At 61.9% G+C, this 25,077-nt stretch carries 24 protein-coding genes; 10 read left to right on the forward strand and 14 right to left on the reverse strand.

The genetic code is table 11. The annotated features are described in order from the left end of the window. Positions 1–35: 35 nt before the first annotated feature. The 7 genes from CMV14_RS13005 to trbJ all read right to left on the reverse strand — a co-directional run bounded on the left by CMV14_RS13005 (position 36) and on the right by trbJ (position 5,573). Positions 36–230: a helix-turn-helix domain-containing protein gene (locus tag CMV14_RS13005; RefSeq protein WP_066967625.1), complete on the reverse strand. Its 195-nt coding sequence runs from the start codon at positions 228–230 to the stop codon at positions 36–38. Beyond that, positions 227–457, reverse strand: coding sequence for a DUF2274 domain-containing protein (locus tag CMV14_RS13010; RefSeq protein WP_066967622.1), 231 nt, complete (start codon positions 455–457; stop codon positions 227–229). Before CMV14_RS13010 ends, CMV14_RS13005 begins: the two co-directional genes overlap by 4 nt. Positions 458–467: 10 nt before the next feature. Continuing rightward, entirely contained in the window at positions 468–1,667 is a 1,200-nt protein-coding gene (locus CMV14_RS13015; RefSeq protein ID WP_066967619.1) for a TraB/TrbI/VirB10 family type IV secretion system protein, read from the reverse strand. Continuing rightward, positions 1,664–2,458, reverse strand: a complete 795-nt coding sequence (trbG, locus tag CMV14_RS13020; RefSeq protein ID WP_238147028.1) for a P-type conjugative transfer protein TrbG — start codon at positions 2,456–2,458, stop codon at positions 1,664–1,666. The genes CMV14_RS13015 and trbG overlap by 4 nt, the downstream gene beginning before the upstream one ends. Positions 2,459–2,592: 134 nt before the next feature. After that, a complete protein-coding gene (trbF, locus tag CMV14_RS13025) occupies positions 2,593–3,399 on the reverse strand; it encodes a conjugal transfer protein TrbF (RefSeq protein ID WP_066967614.1) in 807 nt (268 codons plus the stop codon). After that, the gene (trbL, locus tag CMV14_RS13030) at positions 3,400–4,701 is read right to left on the reverse strand and encodes a P-type conjugative transfer protein TrbL (protein WP_066967612.1); all 1,302 of its coding nucleotides are present in this window, start codon (positions 4,699–4,701) and stop codon (positions 3,400–3,402) included. Positions 4,702–4,817: 116 nt separating this feature from the next. After that, positions 4,818–5,573, reverse strand: coding sequence for a P-type conjugative transfer protein TrbJ (gene trbJ, locus CMV14_RS13035; protein WP_238147029.1), 756 nt, complete (start codon positions 5,571–5,573; stop codon positions 4,818–4,820). A gap of 299 nt (positions 5,574–5,872) precedes the next feature. On the opposite strand from trbJ, the gene CMV14_RS13040 reads away from it, so the two are divergent. The 5 genes from CMV14_RS13040 to tenA all read left to right on the forward strand — a co-directional run bounded on the left by CMV14_RS13040 (position 5,873) and on the right by tenA (position 12,231). Further along, a complete protein-coding gene (locus CMV14_RS13040) occupies positions 5,873–6,370 on the forward strand; it encodes an AAA family ATPase (protein WP_083216052.1) in 498 nt (165 codons plus the stop codon). Then, a protein-coding gene (locus CMV14_RS13045) for an IS3 family transposase (RefSeq protein WP_202820850.1) occupies positions 6,339–7,465 on the forward strand; the annotation gives its coding sequence in 2 pieces (ribosomal slippage) (positions 6,339–6,570 and positions 6,570–7,465; 1,128 coding nt in all). Before CMV14_RS13040 ends, CMV14_RS13045 begins: the two co-directional genes overlap by 32 nt. 8 nt (positions 7,466–7,473) lie before the next feature. Next, positions 7,474–9,438, forward strand: coding sequence for an ATP-dependent nuclease (locus CMV14_RS13050; protein ID WP_083216051.1), 1,965 nt, complete (start codon positions 7,474–7,476; stop codon positions 9,436–9,438). Then, positions 9,435–11,339, forward strand: a complete 1,905-nt coding sequence (locus tag CMV14_RS13055; RefSeq protein ID WP_066967606.1) for a UvrD-helicase domain-containing protein — start codon at positions 9,435–9,437, stop codon at positions 11,337–11,339. The genes CMV14_RS13050 and CMV14_RS13055 overlap by 4 nt, the downstream gene beginning before the upstream one ends. Before the next feature lie 229 nt (positions 11,340–11,568). Then, positions 11,569–12,231, forward strand: coding sequence for a thiaminase II (gene tenA, locus CMV14_RS13060; protein WP_066967603.1), 663 nt, complete (start codon positions 11,569–11,571; stop codon positions 12,229–12,231). 232 nt (positions 12,232–12,463) lie between these two features. On the opposite strand, the gene trbE is transcribed toward tenA, so the two are convergent. The 7 genes from trbE to CMV14_RS13095 form a co-directional block, all read right to left on the reverse strand. Continuing rightward, positions 12,464–14,941 (reverse strand): conjugal transfer protein TrbE, encoded by a 2,478-nt coding sequence (gene trbE, locus CMV14_RS13065; RefSeq protein WP_066967599.1) that lies wholly within the window; start codon positions 14,939–14,941, stop codon positions 12,464–12,466. Further along, positions 14,935–15,186 (reverse strand): VirB3 family type IV secretion system protein, encoded by a 252-nt coding sequence (locus CMV14_RS13070; protein WP_066967597.1) that lies wholly within the window; start codon positions 15,184–15,186, stop codon positions 14,935–14,937. Before CMV14_RS13070 ends, trbE begins: the two co-directional genes overlap by 7 nt. Positions 15,187–15,215: 29 nt before the next feature. Then, a complete protein-coding gene (locus CMV14_RS13075) occupies positions 15,216–15,557 on the reverse strand; it encodes a TrbC/VirB2 family protein (RefSeq protein WP_524539026.1) in 342 nt (113 codons plus the stop codon). Further along, complete coding sequence (gene trbB / locus CMV14_RS13080; RefSeq protein WP_066967593.1) at positions 15,554–16,507, reverse strand: P-type conjugative transfer ATPase TrbB; 954 nt, start codon at positions 16,505–16,507, stop codon at positions 15,554–15,556. Before trbB ends, CMV14_RS13075 begins: the two co-directional genes overlap by 4 nt. Before the next feature lie 47 nt (positions 16,508–16,554). Next, a complete protein-coding gene (locus CMV14_RS13085; protein ID WP_066967591.1) occupies positions 16,555–16,974 on the reverse strand; it encodes a YlcI/YnfO family protein in 420 nt (139 codons plus the stop codon). Between the two features lies 1 nt (position 16,975). Then, entirely contained in the window at positions 16,976–19,012 is a 2,037-nt protein-coding gene (locus CMV14_RS13090) for a conjugal transfer protein TraG (protein WP_066967588.1), read from the reverse strand. Positions 19,013–19,168: 156 nt separating this feature from the next. Further along, a complete protein-coding gene (locus tag CMV14_RS13095; RefSeq protein WP_066967676.1) occupies positions 19,169–19,927 on the reverse strand; it encodes an IclR family transcriptional regulator in 759 nt (252 codons plus the stop codon). Positions 19,928–20,079: 152 nt separating this feature from the next. On the opposite strand from CMV14_RS13095, the gene CMV14_RS13100 reads away from it, so the two are divergent. The 5 genes from CMV14_RS13100 to CMV14_RS13120 all read left to right on the forward strand — a co-directional run bounded on the left by CMV14_RS13100 (position 20,080) and on the right by CMV14_RS13120 (position 24,977). Next, entirely contained in the window at positions 20,080–21,138 is a 1,059-nt protein-coding gene (locus CMV14_RS13100) for a maleylacetate reductase (protein WP_066967586.1), read from the forward strand. A 53-nt stretch (positions 21,139–21,191) separates the two neighbouring features. Beyond that, on the forward strand, positions 21,192–22,538 hold the full coding sequence (locus CMV14_RS13105; protein ID WP_066967584.1) for an MFS transporter: 1,347 nt from the start codon (positions 21,192–21,194) through the stop codon (positions 22,536–22,538). Beyond that, positions 22,538–23,440 (forward strand): fumarylacetoacetate hydrolase family protein, encoded by a 903-nt coding sequence (locus CMV14_RS13110; protein WP_066967582.1) that lies wholly within the window; start codon positions 22,538–22,540, stop codon positions 23,438–23,440. The genes CMV14_RS13105 and CMV14_RS13110 overlap by 1 nt, the downstream gene beginning before the upstream one ends. 65 nt (positions 23,441–23,505) lie before the next feature. After that, positions 23,506–24,651: an NAD(P)/FAD-dependent oxidoreductase gene (locus CMV14_RS13115; RefSeq protein ID WP_238147030.1), complete on the forward strand. Its 1,146-nt coding sequence runs from the start codon at positions 23,506–23,508 to the stop codon at positions 24,649–24,651. Positions 24,652–24,656: 5 nt separating this feature from the next. Next, the gene (locus CMV14_RS13120; RefSeq protein WP_066967578.1) at positions 24,657–24,977 is read left to right on the forward strand and encodes a 2Fe-2S iron-sulfur cluster-binding protein; all 321 of its coding nucleotides are present in this window, start codon (positions 24,657–24,659) and stop codon (positions 24,975–24,977) included. Positions 24,978–25,077: the final 100 nt, after the last annotated feature.

Below are 25,077 nucleotides of genomic sequence, written 5' to 3' on the forward strand. Positions count from 1 at the left end.
CATATGTGTCGCCTTGCAGGATGTGCCCGCTTAGATCATTCGTTCTGAGACGTCAGCGCCTTCAGGCTCGCATATTGTATCAATGTTGCCCGGCCGACTTTCACGACATCGAGATCGCCGGACTGGATGAGTTCGTAAATGCGGGATCGGCTGATGCCCGTGATGCGAACGGCGGTGGCGATGCGAACCGTCAGTGGCTCGAGCTTTTTCTCCCAGCCGCGCTTTATCATTTTTGCCCCCGAAGCGCCGCTTCACGGGCGCGGACAAAGTTGCGGTCGCCTTCAAGGAAGGCCGTGAGCATGGCAGGAACGAGGTCGGCAACCGGCTCCTCGACGCCATAGGTGCTGGCGTAAAGGCCCGCATAGGCCTGAAGAGCCGACTGCAGGTCGGGCGTGATGATGATCGTCAGCTTGACCGGGGTGCGGTCGGGCAATCTTGCCAGTTTCAAATCTGCCATAATGCCTCCTTCATTGGCGCCAAGGCGCGAGGATCAGATCCTTGTGAACCACCAACCGCACGGTCGCGCCGGGCCGGATGGTTATCGTCGGCTGGATGTTGAGGTTGCGCGACGTGAGTTGATCTCCGGCCCGCGACACGTTCTGCTGCGTCGATTGCCGGATCGCCTGGACGAGATCGCTCTCGCCTGTGATGGTCAGCTCCGATCCCACCCCGAGCAGGCTCGCCAGAGCCACGCCCTTGAGCAGCGCCCAAGTGTGGAAATCCACCTTGTCCTGAAGCCCGGCATAGCCAGAAGCGTCAGTGGCCGGGACATTGTCGATCCGCAGCGAACTGCCGTCTGGCAGCATGATCCGCTGCCAGACGACCAGTGCCCGCTTCTGTCCGAATGCGACGACGCTATCGTAGCTGCCGATGAGACGCGATCCCTGCGGAATGAGCAGGATGCGGCCTGTAGGGCTGTCGAATACATGGGCCGTCACCTGTGCCGTCACCAGCCCGGGGAGATCGGACCGCAGCCCGGTAATGAGGCTTGCCGATATGACGCTGCCAGCGGAAAGCAGATAGGGCGAAGGCGCGGCGGTAAGCTGATGCGGGTTAGTGTCGCCACTTTTGTCGAGCGTGCCGACGAACGCTGCCTTGCGGCCCTGCGCGTTCGGATCACGGTCGAGATCAAGCTGCGTCGTCGTAGCGGTCGCCTCGGTGGGCGCGGCAGTCTGCAGTGTGATCTGCGCATCACTGCCAGCTGGCGTGGTCCGTCCTTGCACCAGCAGACCGGACTCCCGTGCTGCCTTCAGCTCGGAGAGCTGACGTTCACGCTCCTGCGCCGCATGCTGGGCATTGGTATCCGCTTCGGTGCCGACACCGGCTTCGGTCGCCATCGCTCTCTGATGGGCGAGGATCGGACGTCCCAGATCGCCGGGCAATGGCGGGCCGAGCCGAGGCGCCTCACCATAGCTGGCGGGCAGACCATTGAGAGCATCGGTCGAAGGGCGATTGCCCAGCTCCGACAGTTCCCGGGGCTCGGTCATCGCCGAGAAGACACGCGGCTTCAGCGCGACCCATGCGACCGCCATCAGGCTGACAGAACCCAGTGCCGCGATCGTGATGATAACGCCGCGACGAAACCGGATCGCGCGCGCGGGCTTGGCACGGATGGCCAGTGTTTCCGGGTCGATCTTGGCGGTGGGAGAGGTGACGGCCTCGCTCATGAGCGCTTGCCCTTCCGACCCACGCTCCCGTCAGCAACGCGATCGATCCTTACGATCTGGGGCTTTCTCGTCCCGAGCCGCAGTTCGGCCACGTCGAAGATGCGGTCGATGACATAGAAGCGCCCACGCACACGGTAGTTGACCAACTCGGCTTCGCCGGACGGCCCGATGATGAACAGCGGCGGGGCTTCGCCGACCGCGATGCTGGCGGGAAACTCCACGAAGGTCTGCCGACCATCGTCGAACGCGCGCAATGGTCGCCATGCGGGTCGGTCACCGCTGACCGCATAGTCGAAGTGGAGACTGTCGACCGCCAGGCCTTCGGCGACCGGCGCCGTGGCGGCGGATTGCTCGGCCGCCTTGCGCAGGGCGATCAGCTGGTCGGCCGGATAGGTCCAGGAGAGCGCGGCCATTGCCGTGCGGGATGTCGCGGTCAGCTGGAGGTGATAGCTGCGGCGGTCGGTCGTTACGACGAGGTTGGTCGCAAGGCCGGCGGCAAATGGCTTCACCAATATATGCGTGCGCTTGTCAGCCCCTGTGCCGCTGGTGGTATCGCCGATCACCCAGCGCGCCGTATCGCCAGCTGCGACCGCGATCAGCGTTTCTCCCGCCTGCAAGGCGATATCGGTCACGGCGCCGGGCGCGGTATAAACCTGATAGATCGCGCCATCGCTGAACGGGAATAGCTGAACCGCGTTCACAAAGGCCTGTGCCTGCGGCTCCTGCGTCGCCGCGCGGTTGGCTGCAGCTACGCGAGCGACATTGGGGCTCACCGGCTTTCGGAGGGCCACACGGCGAACAGGCCGCTTCGGCGTCGGAGCCGTGATAACCGGAGCAACCATCGTTGCCGGAGATGGCGGCGCTGCCTGTTGGGCCGCTGCTGAAATGGGCGCAAGGGCGATAGCCAATGCCGCGAGGATGATTTTCATAGGCGTGCCTCCTTGGCGGGCTGCGCTACGGCAGCGTTGTCGGGATCAAGGGGTGAGCCGAGCGGCAGCGCGGTCGGGGCCGCTGGCGCGATCGGCGCGGAGGGCTTCATCTGCGCGGGAGGATCAAGCTCGCGGCTCCAGTCGATCGCATCGACATAGACACCGAGGGGGTTCTTCCTGAGCGTGTCGGCATTAACCGGTGCCTTGATCATGACGGTCAGGATCGCGGTCCAGCGCGAAGTCCCCGCCTCGGCCCCGCGCTCATAGGCGGTCTCGGTCCATTTCACCTGAAAGGATCGGTCCGACGCCCGCACCACGCTCGTTACCTGCACCGACACGGTTCGCTCGCCGATGGCGGCGAAGGGATTGGCCCCGCGCGCATAGTCACCGAGAAACTGACTGCCCCGCTTGGTGGTGAAGTCATAGGCTTCAAGCCAGTTCTGCCGCACCAGCACCGGGTCGAGCGATCGGCCCCGGACATTGGCGATGAACTTCGAGAGGTGCCAGGCGACCTGTGGGTCGGTCGGCTGGTATCCTGCTTCGGCTTCGGTGATGGCGCGGGCCTCGCCGAGCCGGTCGACCTCTATGACATAGGGCGTGACCCGGCTCTGGAGGGACTGGCAGACGAGGCCAGCCGACAGTCCGCTGGCGAGAGTGAGGCACCCAAATGCCATCAGTCGCCAGTTGCGGGCCTGCACCCGCGCAGACCCGATCCGCTCATCCCAGAGTTGCCCGGCACGCTGGTAAGGCGTCTCCGGCTCCGGGGTCTGCCCATAGCGCTGGGTAGCGCGCTTGAAGATCATCTAGTCGTCCCTTTCCTTGATGTCGGGGGTGGCGGAAGCGCCGCCACGGTCGCCTTGCTGGATCGTATGCAGCGCGATCTGGCGGTGATGACGGGCGGTCTGCTGGCCGCGCATGGCGCGAGCCCAGGCGGGCACAGCGCCGTCGTCGCCCGATGGTGCTGACTGGCTACCGCTATTGCGATTGAGCGCGTTCCAGGCTGCGGCCCGGCCTTGCGATGCGGCTTCACCAAGCCCGAGGGCGCTCGAAGCCCGGTCACGGGCCGCATTGCCTGCGGCGCGCGCCACGCCGCCAAGGCCAGCAGTCATCGTCGGCTCCGGCGCGGCTTCCTTGCCGAGCGAATACGCCGTCGATGCTGCCGACCCCATCGACGTCCCGGCCCGCACCGCGCCAATCGCCGTGCCGCCCAGAGCACGCGCGCCACCAATGGCCGCGCCGCCAGCCACCATGCCGATCCCCGCCGCGCCAACGGCGGTGCCGAGCGCAGCGCCCGCGCCAAGTTGCGGAGCGCCAGCGACCAGCCCGGAGGCTATACCGGGAGCAAAGATGCCAAGGCCGAAAATGGTGAGGCTGGCGAGCATCAGGCTCATCGCCTGTCCAACGTCGGGTTCCTGCCCCTGCAGTGCAGTCGTGAATTCGGTGAAGAAGTTCGAGCCAATGCCGACGATGACGGCGAGCACCATCACCTTGATGCCCGATGACACGACGTTGCCGAGTACCCGCTCGGCGAGGAAGCTGGTGCGGTTCCACAGCGCGAACGGCACGAGGATGAAGCCGGCCAGCGAGGTCAGCTTGAACTCGATGATCGTCACGAACATCTGCACCGCGAGGATGAAGAAGGTGATGATGATGATCGCCCAGGCGAACAGCAGCACCGCGATCGTCAGGAAATTGTCGAAGAAGGTCGTGAACCCCATAAGTTCGGAGACTTGTTCGAGCAGCGGCCACGCTGCCGAAAATCCGGTGCTTGCGAGATGGCCGGGCTTCAGCAGGTCGGCGGCCGACAATGTGCCGCCACCAGCGGTCAGGCCCGCCTGCGCGAAGGACCGGAAGATGATGTCGGCGAGCGTCGAGAAGCTGTTCAGGATGAAGGCGAATGCGCCGACATAGAGGATCTTCTTGAGAAAGCGGCCGATGACATTGTCTTCGCCGCCCATCGCCCAGAACAGCCCGGCCAGCGTGATGTCGATCGCGATCAGCGTAGCCGTCAGGAAATGCACATCGCCACCGAGGAGGCCGAAGCCGGCATCGATGTAGCTGATGAACGCCTGCATGAAGCGGTCGATGACATTGAGATCGTTCACGGGCTGGGATGTCCTGGCAGAGGGAAAGTTGCCGCGAGGCGGAGCCGGGGAGTGAAGCCCCGCCCCGCGGCGAGCAACGACGGCAAGGCGAAGCCGTCGTCGCCCATCCGGCGGCGCTATCGGGGCGTGTAGGCCGAGCCGGAACCGAGGAACTTCGTGGTGGCGGCGCGGGCATCGATCTGGGCCTGCGCGCGGCGGGCCTGCTCGATCGTCTCGGCGCGATATTGCGCGGCCATCATGTTCTGAATCTGGAACTGCTGCTTGGCCGTCAGCGCCAGCAACTGGTTGGTGGCCTGCTGAGCCTGCAACGATCCTTCAGCGCCCTGGCTCTTGGCCACGATCGCCGACAGGGTCTGGGCATCGGCAGCGACATTCTCGACGACCTGCGCCTGCACCGTCATGGTCTGCTGATAAGCGGACATTGCCGTATCGAGGCGACTGCGCGCTGCGATCACCTGCTCATTGGTGCGCAGCGCAGAGGAGAAGGCTTTCGGGAAAAGCTGGCTGAACTGCTGGTCGAGGCCAGATACCTGGAATCTTATGCCCTGAGCCTGGCCCATCAACTGGTCGACCTGCCGGAGGGTCTGGGTCAGCACCTGCAACTCGGGGAAATCGATGGTCGTCAGATTCTTTGCCTGATTGATCAGGCTGTTCGCTTCGTTCTGCAGGGACTTGATCTGGTTGTTGATCTGCTGAAGTGTGCGCGCGGCGGTCAGGATGTTCTGGCTGTAGTTGCTCGGATCGAACACAGTGAGGGCCTGAGCGGGCGTCGCTGGCAATGTCAGGCAGAGGGCCAGCGAACCGCTGGCAGTGAGGGCGAGGGCACTCGCGATAAGATGTTTGTTGATTGAAAATTTGCGATGGGCGAACACAGGAAGACTCCTCGATCAGGGAGCCATATTTTTCTTCATTTGAGAGACTGGCGGCAGAACCTCTCTGGTGACGCCGTGTACTGTTTCAGTGCCACAGGCACAAATAGCCCGATCAGCGGGCATGACTTGGTCGGAGACACAACTGCCGTTCTTAGGACATTTTCCGAACCGCAGTTTTGTCAGGCGAGTAAGCATGTCCTCATCGTCGATCCGTCCAGCGCGGCAATTTCCGCTCCGAACTATCTGCTCCGTTGCGTGGGGGCGCCGTTTGGCTATGTTCCCTTGAGAGAGGGGGAGATATGCGCATCGATTTCGTTGAGGTTGCCAATTTTCGGAAGCTGATTTCGACAAGAATTGGACTGTCGCCTGAAAAGACTGTGTTCGTTGGTGCGAACAATAGCGGGAAAACCTCCGCTATAACCGCGCTTCGTTACTTCCTTGTCGATTGGGAGCGCTCGAGTTTCTGCTTCAACGACTTCACTCTTTCGCACTGGCCGGCCATTAATGCGATGGGCGAGAGCTGGGAGGATGCGCATGTCGCGGAAGCGGCGCTGCCGGCGCCAGCTTGGGACGAAGTCCTGCCATCGCTGGATGTCTGGCTCCACGTCGAGGAGCATGAGGTTCACTACGTCCAGAAGATCTTGCCCACCCTTGATTGGGCAGGCGGGCGCCTGGGCGTCAGATTGCGCTATGAGCCGAATGGACTTGTAACGGTTTTGCGCCGGTCACCTGAGCGATTAGAGCTCGCAATAGGAGACCGACGAGATGATCAAGCATACAGAAGAGTTCAAGCATGAGGCGGTGCGTATTGCGCTAACCAGCAGGTTGCCTCGCGACCGGGTCGCATCGGATTTGGGGATAGGGAAGTCGACGCTGGGCAAGTGGGTGTCGCAGTATCGGCCCAGTGATCTGGTTTCAGCGCCGCAGGCAGATCTGGCACGTGAGAATGAACGCCTTCGCCTTGAGAACCGTGTGCTGCGGGAGGAGAGGGAAGTACTAAAAAAGGCCACGCAGTTCTTCGCGAGCCAAAGGCCGTGAAGTTCGCTTTTGTGCATAGCTGGCGGCACCGGTGGCCCGTTGAACTGCTCTGCCGTGTCATGCTTGTCAGTGAGCGCGGCTATCGATCCTGGCGCTCGCGACCGATCAGCCAACGTGCGCGCACGGATATGAAAGTGCTGGCACATATCCGGGAACAGTATCGCCTCAGCCTTGGCAGCTATGGTCGTCCGAGGATGACGATGGAGTTGAAAGAGGTGGGGCTTTATGTTGGCGAACGCCGTGTCGGGCGCCTAATGAAGATCAACGGGATCAAGCCCGTTCGCACACGCAAGCACAAGGTTACGACTGACAGCCACCATCGTCTCGGCGTCGCGGCAAACTGGCTGGACGGTAATTTTGCCGCCGATGCCCCCAACCGGAAATGGGCGGGCGACATCACCTATATCTGGACGTCGGAAGGCTGGCTCTACCTTGCCGTCATTCTCGACCTGCATAGCCGTCGCGTCGTGGGCTGGGCAGTCAGCGACAGGATGAAGAAGGACCTGGCAATCAGGGCGTTGGATATGGCGGTGCGCCTGCGCCAGCCTCCAGAGGGCTGCCTTTTCCATTCGGACCGCGGCAGCCAATATTGTTCTTACGATTATCAGAAGAAGCTGCAGGCCTATGGCCTGCGTCCATCGATGAGCGGCAAGGGTAATTGCTATGATAACGCCTCTGTCGAGACGTTCTTCAAAAGCCTGAAAGCCGAACTCATCTGGCGCCAGAGCTGGCCAACGCGGCGTCAGGCAGAAGCTTCCATCTTCCAGTACATCAATGGCTTCTACAACACCCGTCGCCGCCATTCATATCTGGGCGGCATCAGCCCGCTCGCGTTCGAAGCCAAGGTGGCATAATGAGATAGGTGACCGGCACAAAACCGTTACAAGTCCAGAAGGATGGGGAGCAGCTTCAGAAAGACTATCTAAGTGCCCGCAGCGACGCGCGTAAGCTGCAAGCCGCCGGAGCAGCACTCGCGCAGGAGAAAGGCGAATCGCCGGAAAACTTCCAGGTCGCTATCTGGCCCCAGTCTCTGGTCGAATTTCTGCAGCGTCGTGTCTCGAGTTATTTCGGGGTCAAAACCTATGTTCTCGACCCGGCAGCCTGCGTCGAACCCGAACACGGGCTGGCACGACCTCAGCAGCTCCTAGGTGCCGACCCGATCGACGGTGACCCCTTCAAGGGCCTGATCCGTATTCACGAGATCAGTGCCCAACGCGGTTTCGGGCATGCAGGTGAGCAGGTGAACACAGAGGGCGAGACGAGCGCGAGCAGCGCGACCTCGCGGCGGCTGTCGGTGCAGCTACGCCAATATTACTCGCGTCATCTTGACCCGTATGAAAATCCGGATGCTCAGGATCTGCTGGCGCTGAGGGCAATCGAGGAAGCGCAAAAAGCGTTCAACCTGCGGCTGACCGACGGTTTCAAGAATCCCCTCACCGAGATGGACACGCTTGGATATCCGGGGGTCACCGACCCGAAGCTCAGTATTTCGACGCGCATCCGACCCGTCGAGGGCTTGAACCACGACGCAGCGGTGCAGTTCGTCGTTCCGATGCAGGACGGCGACAATTCGGTCGATCTTTTTCTGCCCGAGGATTCGAATGGCCTCGGCTACCAGAACCTGATCTCGATGGTCTTCAGACTGATGGCGTTCCGCGACAGCTGGATGCGGGTCGGCAAGGCGCAGCACAAGGCTGCCGAAGACGACATTATCGCCCCGTTGCACCTCGTCCTGATCGAGGAGCCCGAGGTGCATTTGCACACGCAGGTCCAGCAGGTATTCATTCGGCAGGCGTATAAAATCCTGCGCAACCATGAGCTATTGCGTGCCAATCCAAATTTTGTGACCCAGATGGTCGTAAGCACGCACTCAAGCCACATCGCGCATGAATGCAAATTCGAGTCGCTCCGGTATTTCCGGCGACTACCCGGAGGGCAAAAGACGATCCCAACCTCCTGCGTCATCAATCTGGAAAACGCGTTCGGCGGTGACCTGGATACCAAGCGGTTTGTTACACGTTATCTGAAGGTCACCCACTGCGACCTGTTCTTTGCCGACGCCGCGGTTTTGATCGAGGGACCAGCGGAGCGTATCCTCGTACCCAGTTTCGTGAATTCCCATGCCGAGTTCGCGAAGCTGTCGGAAAGCTATATTACTTGGCTGGAAATCGGCGGCAGTCATGCGCACAAGCTGCGCAGTCTGATCGAGAAGATCGGGCTCACCACGCTGGTCATCACCGACATCGATTCCAAGGATGCCGATGGTGACACCGCGGCGCCTGTGCGCGGTGCTGCGCACACGTCCGGCAACTACACCCTGCGCAACTGGTGGCCGGCCATCAGCGATCTAGACGCCCTTCTGGACAAGCCCGAGGCTGAGAAGGAAAAAGCCTATGACGCCGAACGCTTCAAGCTCAGAATTGCTTATCAGTGCCCGGTCGAAGTAGAATTCAAGGGAACGACGACCGAGGCTCTTGCCTACACCCTCGAGGATGCGATCGTGGTCAGCAATCTCGACCTGTTCGCCGACCTTCCCGGGGCCGGGCTGATTGCGAAGTTTCGGGGAGCGATCGCCGATAGCGCCGATTTTGCTGCGCTCAGCGCCGCAATGAAGCAAGCGCTGAAGGGCGGGAACAAGGCTGAATTCGCGCTGGACTTGCTTGAGATCGAGGACCCCAGCGACCTTAAGCCGCCGCATTACATCCGAGAAGGCCTCCTCTGGCTCGGTACGCAGCTCGAACGGAAAAAGGCCGAACTGGGCCTTGCCCAAATCCTCACGCTCGATCCCCCGTCGGATGAAGCGCCGGCACCCGAGATGCCAGAATGACCGATAGCACTGCCTTCTCGAACGTCACGCTCGATGACGATGTCGAGAGCCAACTCGCGACCTATCTCGACCTGGATCACCCACAGAGCTTTTTCATGTTCGCGGGCGCGGGCTCGGGGAAGACGCGGTCACTGGTAAATGCGCTTCGCCATGTCGCGGACAAGTATCGCGACGTCCTGCGGTTGCGGGCGCGCCATGTCGCTGTAATCACTTACACCAATGCGGCTTGCGATGAGATCACGCGCCGGCTCGAATATGATCCGCTGTTTGTGGTGCGCACGATCCATAGCTTCGCATGGATGCAAATTCAGAACTTCAATGCCGACATCCGTGTGTGGCTTCGGACCAATTTGCAGACTGACATCGAAGCCCTGATGATCGAGGAGGAGAAGGGGCGCGCCGGCACGAAAGCTTCGGCCGCGCGCCAGATCCAGATCGAATCGAAACAAAAGCGGCTCGGTCGTTTGGACGAGATCAAGGTCTTCACCTACAATCCGAGCGGAGACAATCGCGAACGAAACGCCCTGAATCATGCTGAGGTCATCAAGATTTTCTCGGCATTCCTGCTCGAAAAATCACTTATGCAACGCATGTTCGTGGAAAAATACCCGTTCCTGCTGATCGATGAGAGCCAGGATACGAGCAAGACGCTGATCGAAGCGCTGTTCGCGGTCCAGCAGGCGCATGCCGATCGCTTCTGCCTCGGGCTCATCGGCGACACCATGCAGCGCATCTACCTCGACGGGAAGGAGCAGATCGAACGAGATATCCCGGAAGGCTGGGCGTTTCCAGAAAAGCGCCTCAATCACCGAAGCTCACATCGCATCGTTCGCCTTATCAACGACATCCGTGGTGGCGCCGATACGCACAAGCAGGAACCGCGCGACGATGCCGGTGAAGGTTGGGCTCGGCTGTTCGCCTTCTCCAGCGACCTTGACGACAAACCTGCCGCCGAGGACCGAGTTCGCGCCTATATGGCGTTGCTGACCAATGACGATGCTTGGAATGACCCGGCAGCATGCAAGGTTCTGACGCTTGAACATCACATGGCAGCTAAGAGGATGGGGTTCGAGCCGCTGTTCGAGGCACTCGCCTCGGTTGACGAGTTTCGTACCAGCTTTCTGGACGGCAGTTTTCCGGCCACGCGGTTTTTCACGCATTATGTGCTGCCACTGGTCTCTGCCCACCAACGTAACGACAAGTTCGCTATCGCGAAACTTGTCCGCGACGCTTCTCCTCTGCTGAGCAAGAACAATCTCAAGGGATCTGCGAGGCCCCTGGATCAGCTTCGACTGGCGCAATCCGCGATCGACAGTCTTCTAGCGCTCTGGACACCCGGAGAGCCCAACTGCGCTGCCGTGCTCGATAATGTTGCGGGCACCGGCTTGTTCCAAGTTCCGGAAAGCCTGAAAGCCGCGCTTGCCGCCCAGCGCATTGACGATATCGCGGAAGCCGAGGATGAGGCGGCCGATCCGGTCGGCCGGAACCTTGAGGCGATACTGAACTTCCTCGACTGCCCCTTTTCGGTCATTGCGCCCTATGCCGCGTATGTCGCGAAAGAAGCGGCGTTTGACACGCATCAAGGGGTGAAGGGGCTAGAGTTTGATCGCGTCATGGTACTGATGGACGATGGCGATGCCCGGGGGTTCCTGTTCGGCTATGAGAAGCTGCTGGGCGCGAAGGCACCCAGCGCGACCGATCTCAAAAATGCAGAAGAGGGCCGAGATTCGGCGATCGATCGAACGCGGCGACTATTTTACGTGACCTGTAGTCGCGCCAAATCTAGTCTGGCGCTGGTTGCCTATTCGGCTGATCCAGCGGCCGTAAAAGCGCATGTCGTCGCGGCCGGCTGGTTTCATGAGGACGAGGTCGTTCTTGCGTTGCCTGAAAATCCGCGGTGATCGAAACTAGACGTTCACTGACGTCGGGGTGAATGACAGGGTTTGGTCGCCACCTGCCTCCGCCTCGAACGCGCTGAAGTGATACAACGCGGTCTGGTGTCGATCAGTAGGTCATCCTACTATTATGCGCCTGTGGCCCCAACGGCCTGTTCGACAGCTTCACGATCAACATCGGCCGCCAGTTCGGCCTCAGCGCCACACGCCGTTTCTAAGGGAAGAGAACCAGCCCATGAGCTTCTGCGACACGATCTGGCAGGACGTCGCCCCGCTGCGCCGCGCGATCCTCGCCCAGCCCTTCCTTGCGGAGCTTGCCGATGGCTCGCTTCCGCCCGAGAGCTTCAGGCATTACATGCTGCAGGACAGCCTCTACCTTGCCGAATACGCTCGCGTGCTGGCGATCGCGGCCGCGAGGGCGCCCACAGCGGCGGGACGCCTCGAATTCTCGGACGGTGCCAAGGTCGCGGTGCAGGTGGAAGAGGCGCTGCACCAGGCCTTCTTCGTACAGTTCGGTGTCACCCCCGAAATGGGTCGGGAGGCCGAGGCGACGCCCGCGTGCCTTGGCTACACCAGCTACCTCGCCAGCCTTGCCGCAACGCGCAGCTACGAGGAACTGATCGCGGGCATTCTCCCCTGCTTCTGGGTCTATTGGGAAGTCGGCTGCGACATCAAGCCGCGCGCTGCCTCGCCCAATCCGTACGCAGCATGGATCGACACCTACGCTGCACCCTCCTTCGGCGAGGCAACCGATCGCGTTCGCGCACTGGTGGACGAAGCCGCCGACAATGCCACCCCGGCAACCCGCGCCGCCATGGCAACCGCCTTCCGCAACGCCACGCGCTACGAATGGATGTTCTGGGATTCCGCCTACCGGCGTGAGGTCTGGCCGATCTGAGCGGCGCCTTCGAGACTTCCGTTCAATTGGTATGTGTGGCCCAGGTCACCGGGCCAGTCGCCATTCTAACGTGACTTCCCATGGCGGAACCATCCACGACGGTCTCGTCACAACGACGAGCCACAATGGTCGCTTCTGTCACAAGCGGCCATTGGGGACGGGCGGACGAACGACCGAGATATGGTCGGAAATGCCTGAAGCACCTACTCAGGCGAAGCGAGCTATGCTGCTCTCAGAGGGACACGCTTTCACTCGTTTCGGTGGTTGGGATATTCTTGGCGCCTCCTACGCCAGTGAAATCCGCCAGCAGATCGGCGGCCCAGTCGAGATCAGAGGCGGTCAGGAGCCGCGCCGCGAAATCCGCCTGGCCGCCTTCGGTAAGCAGGCCATCTATCCGGGTCTGGCTGGCAGGATCAGATGCGCCGCACAGCGCGAGCGCGATCGGGCCAAGCCCAAGTTCGAACAGCCGGTTGCCGCGCGCTGATTGCAGATAATATTGCCGTTTGGGCGCAGCACGGCTGACCAGTTCGATCTGGCGATCGTTCAGGCCGAACCGCTCATAGGCTTCCCGGCTCTGCGGTTCGATCGCGCGATCGTTGGGCAGCAGGATGCGTTGCGGGCAGCTCTCGATGATGGCGGGCGCGATGCTGCTCGATGCAATATCGGCCAGGCTCTGGGTCGCTAACAGCACCGCGACATTCTTCTTGCGCAGCACCTTGAGCCATTCCCGGATCCGCGCCGCGAACAGCGGGTGGTCGAGGAAGATCCAGGCTTCGTCGAGAATCAGCAAGGTCGGCCGACCGTCGAACCGCTCTTCCAGTCGGTGGAACAGATAGGTCAGCACCGGGGCGACCACGCCCGCCTGATTCATCAGCGCCTCTGTCTCGAAGCATTGGACATCGGCAAAGGCCAGATGCTGCTCGGCCGCGTCCAGCAACCGGCCGTAAGGGCCATCAAGAGTGTAGGCTCCGAGAGCGGTACGCAGCGCATTGGACTGGAGTAACAGGGTGAGGCCGGTCAGCGTTCGTTCTTCCGGCGGCGCGGATGCCAGACTGCCCAGCGCCGACCAGACGGCATCCTTTATCTCGGGCGTGACGATGACCTTTTCATGGGTGAGTAATGCGGCGATCCATTCCGCTGCCCAGCTTCGTTCGGTAGCATCGTCGATCCGGCGCAGCGGCTGGAATGCCAGCGTCTCACCCGCGTCGGCGCCGAGCCCCAGCGCATGATGCGCACCGCCCATCGCCAACACGGCTGCCCGCGCGGAGAAGCCTTTGTCGAAGATATAGACCTGACTGTTCGCGTAGCGCCGGAACTGGAGTGCGATCAGTGCGAGCAGCACCGATTTGCCAGCGCCGGTCGGCCCGACGACCAGTATGTGCCCGACATCGCCCATATGGGTGGACAGGCGAAACGGAGTCGATCCGGCCGTGCTGGCATATAGCAGCGGCGGGCCGTTGAGATGGGCATTACGGGTCGGCCCGGCCCATACCGACGACAATGGCATCAGATGAGCGAGATTGAGCGTGTGGACCAGCGGCTGCCGGACATTGGCATAGGTCTGACCGGGCAGCGATGACAGCCATGCCTCGACCGCGTTCACCCCTTCACGGATGGTGTTGAAGCCCAGCCCGTTGATGATCCGCTCGACCTGTCGGACCTTGTCTTCCACCCTGGCGCGATCCGTATCGGAGACCGTGATCGTCGTGGTCAGATAGCCGAAGGCGACATGATCGCCGCCCAGCACCTGCAGCGCTTCGTCGGCATCGACCACTTTGTTGTCGGCGTCGCTGTCGAGCAGTTGCGACGGCTGGCTATACATCACTTCGCGCAGCAATGCGGTGATCGATTTGCGCTTGTTGAACCACTGGCGGCGCAGCTTCGTCAGCGCCTTCGTCGCATCGCTCTTGTCGAGCGCAATGAACCGCGTGACCCAGCGATAGCCGAAATCCTGATGATTGAGGGCATCAAGGATGCCGGGCCGGCTCATGTTCGGGAAGCCCATGACCGTCAGTGTGCGGATATGCGTGTCACCAAGACGGGGCTCCAGCCCGCCGGTCAGCGGCGTGTCTGCGAGCAGTGCATCAAGATAGATCGGGCTTTCCGGAACCGCGACTACATGCGGACGCGGAGAGATTGTCCCGTGGAGAAAGGTCAGCGTCTCACTGTCGTCCAGCGCCCGCACTTCCGGCATGAAGCTGGCGAACAGGTCCAGCGCGCGGTTGCTCGTCGCGACGAAGCTCGCCAACGCACCGCGCCAGTCGCGGCCGTTTTCTGCATCAGGCCGTTCGACCAGTGACCGGCCTGCCGCTTCGGCGGTGTCAGGCGTCGGCAGCCAGGTCAGCGTCAGATGGTAACGGCTCTCATAATGCTCACCTTCCTTAAGGAAGGCCGCGCGCCGCTCCTGATCGACCAGCCAGGAAGCCGCGTCCGGGAAATCGCTTTCGGGATAGGCATTGGCCTCCCGCCGCTCGGCATCGAAGAACAGCGCCCAGCCAGTGCCGAAGCGCTTGAGCACGTTGTTGGCACGGGCGCAGGCGGATACCAGTTCCCCTTCTGTGGCGGATTCAAGGTCGGGACCGCGAAATCGCAGCACCCGCAGGAAGCTGCCATCCTTGCTGAGGATGACGCCGGGCGCGACGAGCGCGGCCCAGGGGAGATGATCCGCCAGCCGGTCGGAGCGACGACGATATTCTGCGAGGTTCAGCACGCGAGATGGCCTTTCTGGCGAAGATGGCGGATCAGGACGGGCGCGAAGTCCGGATCACGGCGGGCGGCGAATACGGCGATGCTGTGCCCGATGGCCCACAGGGCGATGCCTGCGATCCACTGCTGTAGCCCGAGGCCAACGGCGGCGGCGATCGTCCCGTTCACGATCGCGATACCGCGCGGGGCGCCGCCGAGGAGGATCGGCGAACCGAGGCTCCCATGGATGGGAGCCTCGAAACCGGCCATATGGCCGCTGTTATGGTGCCCGCTGCCGGTCACGCGATCAGTGCCCCGCCGCCAAAGCTGAAGAAGCTCAGGAAGAAGCTCGAGGCCGCAAAGGCGATCGAGAGGCCGAACACGATCTGGATCAGGCGACGGAAGCCACCGCTGCTTTCCCCGAATGCGAGCGTGAGGCCGGTGGTGATGATGACGATCACAGCGACGATCTTGGCGACCGGCCCCTGGACGGATTCCAGCACCTGCTGGAGCGGCTCCTCCCACGGCATACCGGAACCGGCGGCCTGGGCAGTGGTCGCGAAGGCGAGGGTCAGGCCGATCGCGGCGCCGATGAGAAAGGTGGAGGCGCGATTTGGAATTCTGGCAAGCTGCATGGTCATTCTCCTTTGGGATGTGAGGGAGCGAGGAGGTCGGCGAGCGCGTAGTTGCCGGTATCGGGATCGAGACCGGCGACGCGCGTGATGCTGGCGATGCGGCGCTGAAGGCCCCGGCCCGAGATGAACACGATGATGTCGATCGCCTCGGCGATCAGCCGGCGCGGCACGGTGACGACCGCTTCCTGCACCAGCCCTTCGATCCGGTAGAGCGCGGACATCGCGCTGTTGGCATGAACGGTCGCGATGCCACCGGGATGCCCTGTGTTCCATGCCTTGAGCATGTCGAGCGCTTCGGGGCCGCGCACCTCGCCGACTATGATGCGATCGGGACGGAGACGCAGCGTCGAACGCACCAGATCGGCCATGGTGACGGTGCCCTGCCGGGTCCGCAGCGCGACCGTGTCGGCGGCCGGGCTTTGCAACTCCCGGGTATCCTCGATCAGGATGATGCGCTCATCGACCCAGGCCATTTCGGCCAGCAGGGCATTGGCGAGCGTCGTCTTGCCCGAACTCGTGCCCCCGGCGACGAGGATGTTGTAGCGTTGCGTGACGCAGGCTTTCAGCCGGTCGGCGGCTGCCTGTGCCATGATGCCATCGGCGACATAGTCGTCGAGGCTGTAAAGGCGTGTTGCAGGCTTGCGGATCGAAAAGCAGGGTGCGATCGAGACGGGCGGCAGGACGCCTTCGAACCGCTCTCCGGCACGGCCCTCGATATGCGGGGGCAGTTCGGCCGACACGATCGGCGCATCGCCATGGACCTCGGCGCGGGCGTGAGACGCCACGAGGCGGATGATCCGCTCGACCTGCGCGGCATCCATCCGGATATCCGTGTCGCTGCGCCCTTCGCCAAGCCGGTCGAGCCGCAGCGCGCCATCGGGATTGACCATGATCTCGATCACGCGGGGATCGGCCAGCGCCTCGGCGATGGCCGGTCCCATTGCCGTGCGCAGCATGGCCCGGCGGCGACTTTCCGATAGCTTCGCGTCTGAGTTGCCTGCCGTCACTGGCCGGACTCCGGCGCGGCGCTCATCTGATCGGCCAATGTCCGGCGACCTGAAGCGATCTGGCGTCCGACCTGCGCGATGAAAGCCTCGAACCGTTTGGCGGCGATGGCCCGACCGGCATGGTCATTCTCGGCGAGCGGCGCCTGTATCGCCAGTTCGTAGCGGACGAACAGGGCGATGGTTTCGAGCTGAATATGCCCGTCGCGCTCCAGCCTGCCGATGGCGGCCGTAAGGCGATCAAGGCGGATGCCGAAACGATCCTCCAGTTCGGAGGCGCCGCGCCGGTTGAGCCATGCGGTGACCGCATCGGTCAGGATCGCTGATTTCGATGCGCCGGGCTTGGCCGCGAGCGCTTCAAGGCGATCGCTGACCGACCGGGGCAGGAATAGCTGGTGGCGGACCTTTTCGGCGCTCATGTCAGAACCCCAGTTGCAGATCGTCAGGACGGCCAGTGCCGGCATCGATCCCATAAACAGCGCGGGCTGTGCCCAGCGCGCGGGCCTGATCCATCGCGCGCTGGTCGGCTACGATGTCGCCATCGTCTTCGCCAAGGCCGAGCGGGTCGGCGGTCACCGGGTCAGGAGTGAGAGGCTGCTCGATTTCCTGCCCGGGATGCCGGGCCTGTTCGAGGCCACCGCCGGTGTCGTCGGTTTCCGCATCGGCTGTCGCTTTCAGCAGAGCGTCGGTGCCCCGAACAATGCCGGTCCAGTCATCGGGACGGGGCGCCGGACGATCGGCATATGTGCCATCGGCCAGTACGGGTGGAGGCAACACCCGCGATTTGAACGTCGAATCCTCGAAATAGCGCAGCTTCGTCGCGCGGATCGGCGGGGTTCCGGCAACGAGCACCAGTTCGTCGGTCGCGGGAAGCTGCATCACCTCACCGGGCGTCAGCAATGCGCGGGCGGTTTCCTGCCGACTGACCATGACATGGGCGAGCCAGGGTGCGAGCCGATGCCCGGCATAGTTGCGCATGGCGCGTTGCTCGGTCGCGGTGCCGAGCGCGTCGGAAATGCGCTTGGCAGTCCGCTCGTCATTGGAGGCGAAGGCCACGCGGACATGGCAATTGTCGAGAATGGCATTGTGCTCGCCATAGGCTTTCTCGATCTGGTTGAGGCTCTGCGCGATGAGAAAGGCCCGCACGCCATAGCCAGCGAGAAAGGCCAGCGAAGTCTCGAAGAAATCCAGCCGCCCGAGCGCCGGGAACTCGTCGAGCATCATGAGGAGCTTGTGGCGGTTGGCCGCGCTTGCACCATTTTCGGCGTGCAGATGCTCGGTGAGGCGGCGACCGATCTGGTTGAGGACCAGACGGATCAGTGGCTTGGTGCGGCTGATGTCTGATGGCGGCACGACCAGATAGAGCGAAACCGGCGACTTGCCTTCGACCAGATCGGCGATGCGCCAGTCGCAGCGCGATGTCACGGTCGCGACGGTCGGATCGCGATAGAGACCGAGGAACGACATGGCGGTCGAGAGCACGCCGGAGCGTTCGTTTTCCGACTTGTTCAGCACCTCGCGGGCCGCCGATGCGATAACAGGATGGACCTTGGGCGCATCCGCCGTACCGAGATGATTGGTGGTCATCATCCGCTTGAGGGTCGCGGTGAACGGACGCTGCGGATCGGAGAGGAAGGATGCAACGCGCGCCAGCGTCTTCTCTTCCTCGGCATAGAGAATGTGGAGAATCGCGCCGACCAGCAGCGAGTGGCTGGTCTTTTCCCAGTGGCTGCGCCGTTCCAGCGCGCCTTCGGGGTCGACCAGAATGTCGGCGATGTTCTGGACGTCGCGCACCTCATCGGTGCCGCGTCGTACCTCCAGCAGCGGATTGTAGCGCGCGGAGCGAGCGTCGGTCGGGTTGAACAGCAGGCAATGCGAGAAACGCGAGCGCCAGCCTGCGGTCAGTTGCCAGTTTTCGCCCTTGATGTCGTGAACGACCGCCGAACCCGACCAGCCAAGCAGCGTCGGCACGACTAGGCCGACGCCTTTGCCCGAGCGGGTCGGGGCGAATGCCATGATGTGCTCGGGACCGTCATTGCGCAGATAGCGGGGACCGATCCGGCCGAGAAAGACCCCGGCATCCTCGAACAGCTTTGCCGCACGCATGTCCCTGGCTGTCGCCCAGCGCGCAGAGCCGTAGGTGGTGATATTCTTGCGCTGACGGGCGCGCCAGAGTGACCCGAAGATTGCCGCTCCGCAAGCGATCAGGCCGCTCGTGGCCGCAATGCCTCCAGCCTCATCGAAGATTTCCGGCGCATAGGCGTCGAAGGAGAACCACCACGGAAAGATCGACCAGGGATGGTAGATCGGTTTACCGAACGCAACGAACCAGGGCGGGCCGAGTTCTGGCTGATAGGCCAGCTGTATCGCTGCCCACTGGGTCGCAGTCCAGATACCAGCGCTCACTACTGCGAGCACGACAAGGATTTGGCCAATCAGGATTTTTGTCGGTGTCATGAGACCCTCCGCCTGCACTCGACAAGGTGGTGCGGGCGAAGATCAAGATGACGACTTAACGAATTTTTCTACAGTCACTCTCGGGTGACACAGAGTACCTTTCCAGGGTTCCCTGACAAAGCTGTGTTCGAGCCTAAGAATGAAACTCGTAGCGTTTCAGTGCATGTTGCCAAGAGCGCGAGAAAACTGCCTTGCGGCTGCCTTCAATTTTTCGGCGGTAGGGCCGTCAACAGCGATATCGAGAAACTGTTCATGGCCCACGACTCCAATTACCGCTGCCACATTGTCAAAAGCGTCCATTACGGGAGCAGCGATGGCATTGACGCCCCTGACCAATGCGTCTGACAGCGCAGCCACGCCATCAGCCCTGATTTTCGCCGCGAGATCGTCAGTCCAGAAAGGTGGTGGTTCAGCCACATCCCTTATCTGCACGGCGCTCTTGTTCGCGGCGAACGCACGACCAGCGGCCGTGTGGTACAATGGCAACGTCGATCCGACGCGAACGTTCAGGAACACCGGGCGAGCGCTCTCCTCGAGGCGCATCACGACGGGCCCGTTCTCGGTCCAGATCGACATCATGGCGGTTTCCCCTGTCGCATCGCGCAGGTCGGCGAGGATAGGGGCGGCGCATGAAATGACATTGAGATTTCGCAACCGTCCAAACGCCAGTGGTATCGTCAACGGACCGGGTCTGAAGCGGCCCGTACTTGGGTCTTGCTCGATCAGTTGCGTGCGCATCAAACTCGCCAGATAGCGGTGCATTTTCGCCGGGTGCATGCCTGCGATTTTAGCGATTTCCGTCAGGTTAACAGGGCGTTGCGCTTCAACGAAAGCATTCAAAATCGCGCCAGCAACTTCCACCGACTGCACGCCGCCGCAGTCTCGGCTTGAAGGGCTTTGTTCGTCCTCGTCCATGCGGCTTTCTCGCTCAGTCCCTTTCATTTGTCGAGGTCAGAAGGTTACGGCCTGCATAAATTTTATTGCCTGCCGTAAATTACGATTTGCGTAAATAATAACGTTATGCGTAAAAGCGAGTCGTAATCCGTTAGGGCGAGCGATGTGACGTGATGGAAAACTGGACTTACGATGCGCTGGAAAGCCGGGCGTGCTTTGGCGCTGGGGTGGCTGGTCAGGCAGCTGATGAATTGATCAAGCTCGGCGCGAAGCGCGTCATGGTGATCGCAAGCGGTGGTGCGTTACGGCGACACGCTTCGGTCGTGGGGGCGCTTGGAAGTCTTCACGCGAGCACCTTCGATGGCGTTCTTCCCCATTGTCCGATCGAGACAGTCGAGGCGGCAGCTAGCCAATTGAAAGCTGTCGAGGCGGACTCGCTGCTGACTATCGGTGGTGGCTCGGCAATTGGTGTGGCCAAGAATCTACGGCTGCAGTTTGGCGTAAGCAGCGTGGTCATTTCGACCACCTACTCAGGCGCGGAGATGACGCCGATTTATGGGGCCAAGAGCAAAGGGGAGAAACGTACCGGCCGGGATCCCAAGGCAAAGCCGCAGGTGGTGATCTACGATCCCCTGCTGACGCTATCTCTTCCGCATGTAGAAACTGTCTCTACCGGTATGAACGGTCTCGCTCACTGTGTCGAAGCGTTCTATCCGAAGGCGCCACATCCATTCGCTGCGGCGCTGGCGACCGCCGGCATAGAAGCCTTTTTCGACGGCCTGCCGCGCAGCGTGGATGCGCCGGCAGATATCGGCGGTCGGACACGTGCACTTGAAGGCGGCTTTTATGGCGGCCTGCTCGTCCAGCAAGTCGGCATCGGGCTCCATCACAAGATCTGCCACATCCTGGGCGGCCGCCATGATATTCCGCACGGCGTCTCCAACAGCGTCGTGTTGCCGCATGTGGCGCAGTTCAACAAGCAGGCGATCCTCGACGCTGCCCCGCATCTCATCGAGCGGTTTAGCGGGTGGCCGGGCAAGGCGATTCAGAACCTCGCGCACCGTATCGGCGCGCCATCCGATCTTCGATCGCTCGGCCTGACACGTGAAGCGCTGCCAGCGCTCGCCGAAGAGACTGTAGCTGGCTCGGTCTACAATCCGCGCCCCTACGATGTCGCCGATATCCTCGAGATCCTGGAAGCCGCCTGGGAAGGGCGCGCTGTCGAAGGCTGATTTTTCAAACGGCACAGCGATCCAAAGATGGTCGCGCGCAAGGAGGGATGGGAATGGCTACTGTTGAAATATCTCGATTAATCGATGAACGGAAGGTCAGCGGCCTTCAATGGCGGGCAATAGGCTTTTGCGGCCTGGTCGCCCTGCTCGACGGCTTCGACACCCAATCCGTCGCCTTTGCTGCGCCGGCGATCGCAAAGGACTGGGGCATCAATGTCGCCTCGTTCGGTCCTGGATTTGCCGCAGGTCTCGCCGGTCTCACCGTCGCTGCGCTTTCGCTTGGCGTGGTCGGCGATCGGGTTGGGCGCAAACGCATCATCATCGTGTCGCTCGCCATGATGGGAATCTTCTCGCTCCTGTGCGCAAGGGCAGGATCGCTGCCACAGCTTGCGATCGCACGCTTCTTTGTTGGGCTGGGGCTGGGCGGCGCGATGCCGAACATCATCGCCTTGACGGCGGAATATTCGCCTGCCCGCATTCGCTCCACGCTCATCACCTGCATGTGCATCGGCATCCCAATGGGCGCAGTGATCGGCGGTGCTGCCTCATCGCCGCTCATTAGCGCCTTTGGCTGGCAGTCATTGTTCATAGTCGGCGGTATCCTGCCGCTTGCGCTGATCCCGCTGATCATGATTGGCATGCCGGAATCGGTCCGGTATCTCGTCAGCGTCGAGCGCCACAAAGCCAAGGTTCGTTCGATCATTGCCCGGATCGCTCCTGACCTTCCATCCGACGTCATCGTCACGCGCCAGAACGCTGACGTCGCAGCGCGTGGTTCGATCGCGCAGCTGTTTTCCGATCGCCGGGCGGCCACGACGCTGACGCTGTGGTTCGTGTTCTTCTGCAACCTGCTGGTGATGTATCTGCTCATCAACTGGTTGCCGATCGTTCTCACGACGGCAGGCATTCCGCACACGCAGGCGATCTTCGGCACCGTTCTGTTCAATCTTGGCGGTGCGATCGGCGGCTATTTCATCGCACGCAGCCTCGACAAGCGGCAAAGCGACAATGCCCTCCGTTTCGCATTCTTCGGCGCCGCCGTGTTCATAGCACTGCTCGGTTTCGCCATGACGGACGTTCGTTTGGCGCTGGCGCTGACCTTCCTGTCAGGCTTCTGCGGGATGGGCGCTCTGTTCGGCATGAACGCGCTAACCGCAAGCTACTACGAGACCGAAATCCGCTCGACCGGCGTGGGTTGGGCGCATGGCATCGGCCGCATCGGGTCGATCATCGGTCCCGTCGTCGGCGGCGCACTGATCGGGATGGGCGCTGAAACCCAGACCATCCTGCTGATCGCCGCTGTCCCCATGCTCGCCTGCGTCGCTGGTCTGCTGATGCTGACCCGTATCGGCGCGCGGCAGGCCGACTTTTCACCCTCCAAACTGACAGGAGCGCATTGATGTCCCAATACACCCACGAGCCGGCGCGCGTTGCGACGGCCCTCATCGAAGGCTCCGACCAGCTCTATCCCGTTCGTCGAATCTTTTGCGTGGGCCGTAATTATGCGGCTCATGCGCGGGAAATGGGCCGCGACCCCGATGCCGAGCCCCCGTTCTTCTTCACGAAGTTCCCCGAAACCATCGTGCCTAGCGGCAGCGAGATCGCATATCCGCCGGGCACCTCCAACTATCACTACGAAATGGAGCTGGTCGTCGCGCTGTCGGGGCCGCTGCACAATGCGGGGCTGGACGATATTCCCGGTGCCGTGTTCGGCTACTGCACCGGCCTCGACATGACCCGCCGCGACCTGCAGCTCGCAGCGCGCGAGACTGGCCGTCCGTGGGATCTCGGCAAGAATTTCGATGAGTCCGCCGTGCTCGGCAAGATCGTGCCGATGGGCGACACGCTCTTCACTGAAGGCGCCATCACGCTGAGCGTCGGCGACGATGCCAAGCAGAGCAGTGACATCTCGTCGATGATCTGGTCGGTCGCCGAAATCCTCGTCGAGCTTTCGAAATATTACGACCTTGGCGAAGGCGACCTCATTTTCACCGGCACGCCCGAAAAGGCGACGAACTATCGATCGGGCGATGAACTCGCTGTCGAATACCTTGCCGCTTACCATCTGCCCAGGAATGTGCGCCTTGGCATGCAGGGCTCCTATTACAAGCAGCTGTCCGACGACCGCATCAATGACATTTCGGTGCCCGGCGGCAATCGCGGCGAAGCGGCCTCGATCGGCCCGATGATCAGCTTCCCGCTGGGGAAGGTCTTGGTCGCATTCAAATATCAAGGTGAGGTGATGGCGCGGAACCGGCCGAAGGGCGACCGGATCTGGCTGCAGACTGTCAACAAGCTCTGAGGAAAGGACCGAGGGTGCAAGAGAATGTTGTCATTGTCGGGGGTGGGCAAGCGGCCGCACAAGCGGTGACGAACCTGCGAAGCGATGGCTTCGAAGGTTCGATCACCCTCGTGTCCGACGAAGCCTATCATCCCTATCAGCGTCCGCCGCTGAGCAAGAAGATGCTGGCGGGTGAAGTAGCGGCTGATCGCCTGCTACTGAAGCCGCCACGCTTCTACGAACAGAATGGCGTCGACGTCCGCCTGAACACGCGCGCCACGGCGATCGATCGCGAAAACCATATGGTCGTGCTTGCCGACGCGCCCGCCATCCCGTTTGGGAAGCTGCTGCTGGCGACCGGATCGCGTCCGCGACCGATCCCGGTGTCTGGCGCTGACTTACCTGGCATATTCTATCTGCGTTCGCTAGCCGACGTCTCTGCGCTGCGGCCTGAACTGAGCGCCGGTAGCAAGCTCGTTATAGTGGGCGGGGGATATATCGGCCTCGAAGTTGCGGCCATTGCCCGCTCGCTCGGCGTCGAAGTCCATCTGGTCGAGGCGGCCTCCCGGCTGCTCGCCCGTGTGGCAAGCCCGGCAATCTCTGACTTCTATCTGGAAACCCATCGCGCTCGCGGCGTCGAGATTGCTCTCGACATGGCTGTGCATGGATTCTGGGGCACTGGACGCGTTGAAGGTGTCCAGCTCGGTGACGAACGAACGGTGCCCGCCGATCTCGTTCTCGTCTGCATCGGAGCAATCCCGAACAGCGAGCTGGCCCAAGAGGCTGGATTGACTGTCGAGGGCGGCATCCTCGTCGACGATCATGCCCGCACGTCTGATCCCGACATCTACGCCGTCGGCGACTGCGCTGCACATCGCTCGCCGATTTATGGCAGCGTCATCCGCCTCGAATCCGTGCACAACGCGATCGAGCAAGCCAAGGCCGCATCTGCCGGCATGACGGGCAAGCACCGCCCCTATCATACGACACCGTGGTTCTGGTCGGACCAGTATGAGTTCAAGCTCCAGAGCGCTGGTCTGCTGATCGGCGCCGAACGATCCGAGGTCATCGGTTCGCTGGCCAGCGGCAGTTTCAGCGTTCGCCACTTCATTGGTGATGCGCTGCGTGCGGTCGAATGCGTCAACGATCCGGCGACCTTCATGACATCGCGCGCCGCGCTGAACGAGGCGCTGGTCTGCACCGGCGCGACAGCCCCCACTTTCACGGAGTAACTACAGTGACGAAAGTAACTTTTGTCGAGTCCGACGGAAATGTTCATGAGCTTGAGGTCGAGAATGGCCTCACCCTCATGGAAGCCGCCGTCGACAATATGATCCCCGGCATCGATGCGGAATGCGGAGGTGCCTGCGCCTGCGCGACCTGCCACGTCTATGTCGATGCGGGATGGGCAAACAAGATCGGCGAGATCGGTCAGTCCGAGACGATCATGCTAGAACATGCCGCCCATCGCAAGGGCAACAGCCGGCTGAGCTGCCAGATCGTCATCTCCGACGCGCTCGACGGCCTGCGGGTGACCATCCCCGAAAGCCAGTTCTGACACCCGATCTCACATGCCCTCAACGCGGACGATTTCCCATGGCCAACAATGACAAACTGACCACATCGGTGCAGACGGCGGTCCCCGCCGATGCGAAGAG

The sequence above is a fragment of the Rhizorhabdus dicambivorans genome (genome assembly GCF_002355275.1).
Taxonomy (GTDB): Bacteria; Pseudomonadota; Alphaproteobacteria; order Sphingomonadales; family Sphingomonadaceae; genus Rhizorhabdus; species Rhizorhabdus dicambivorans.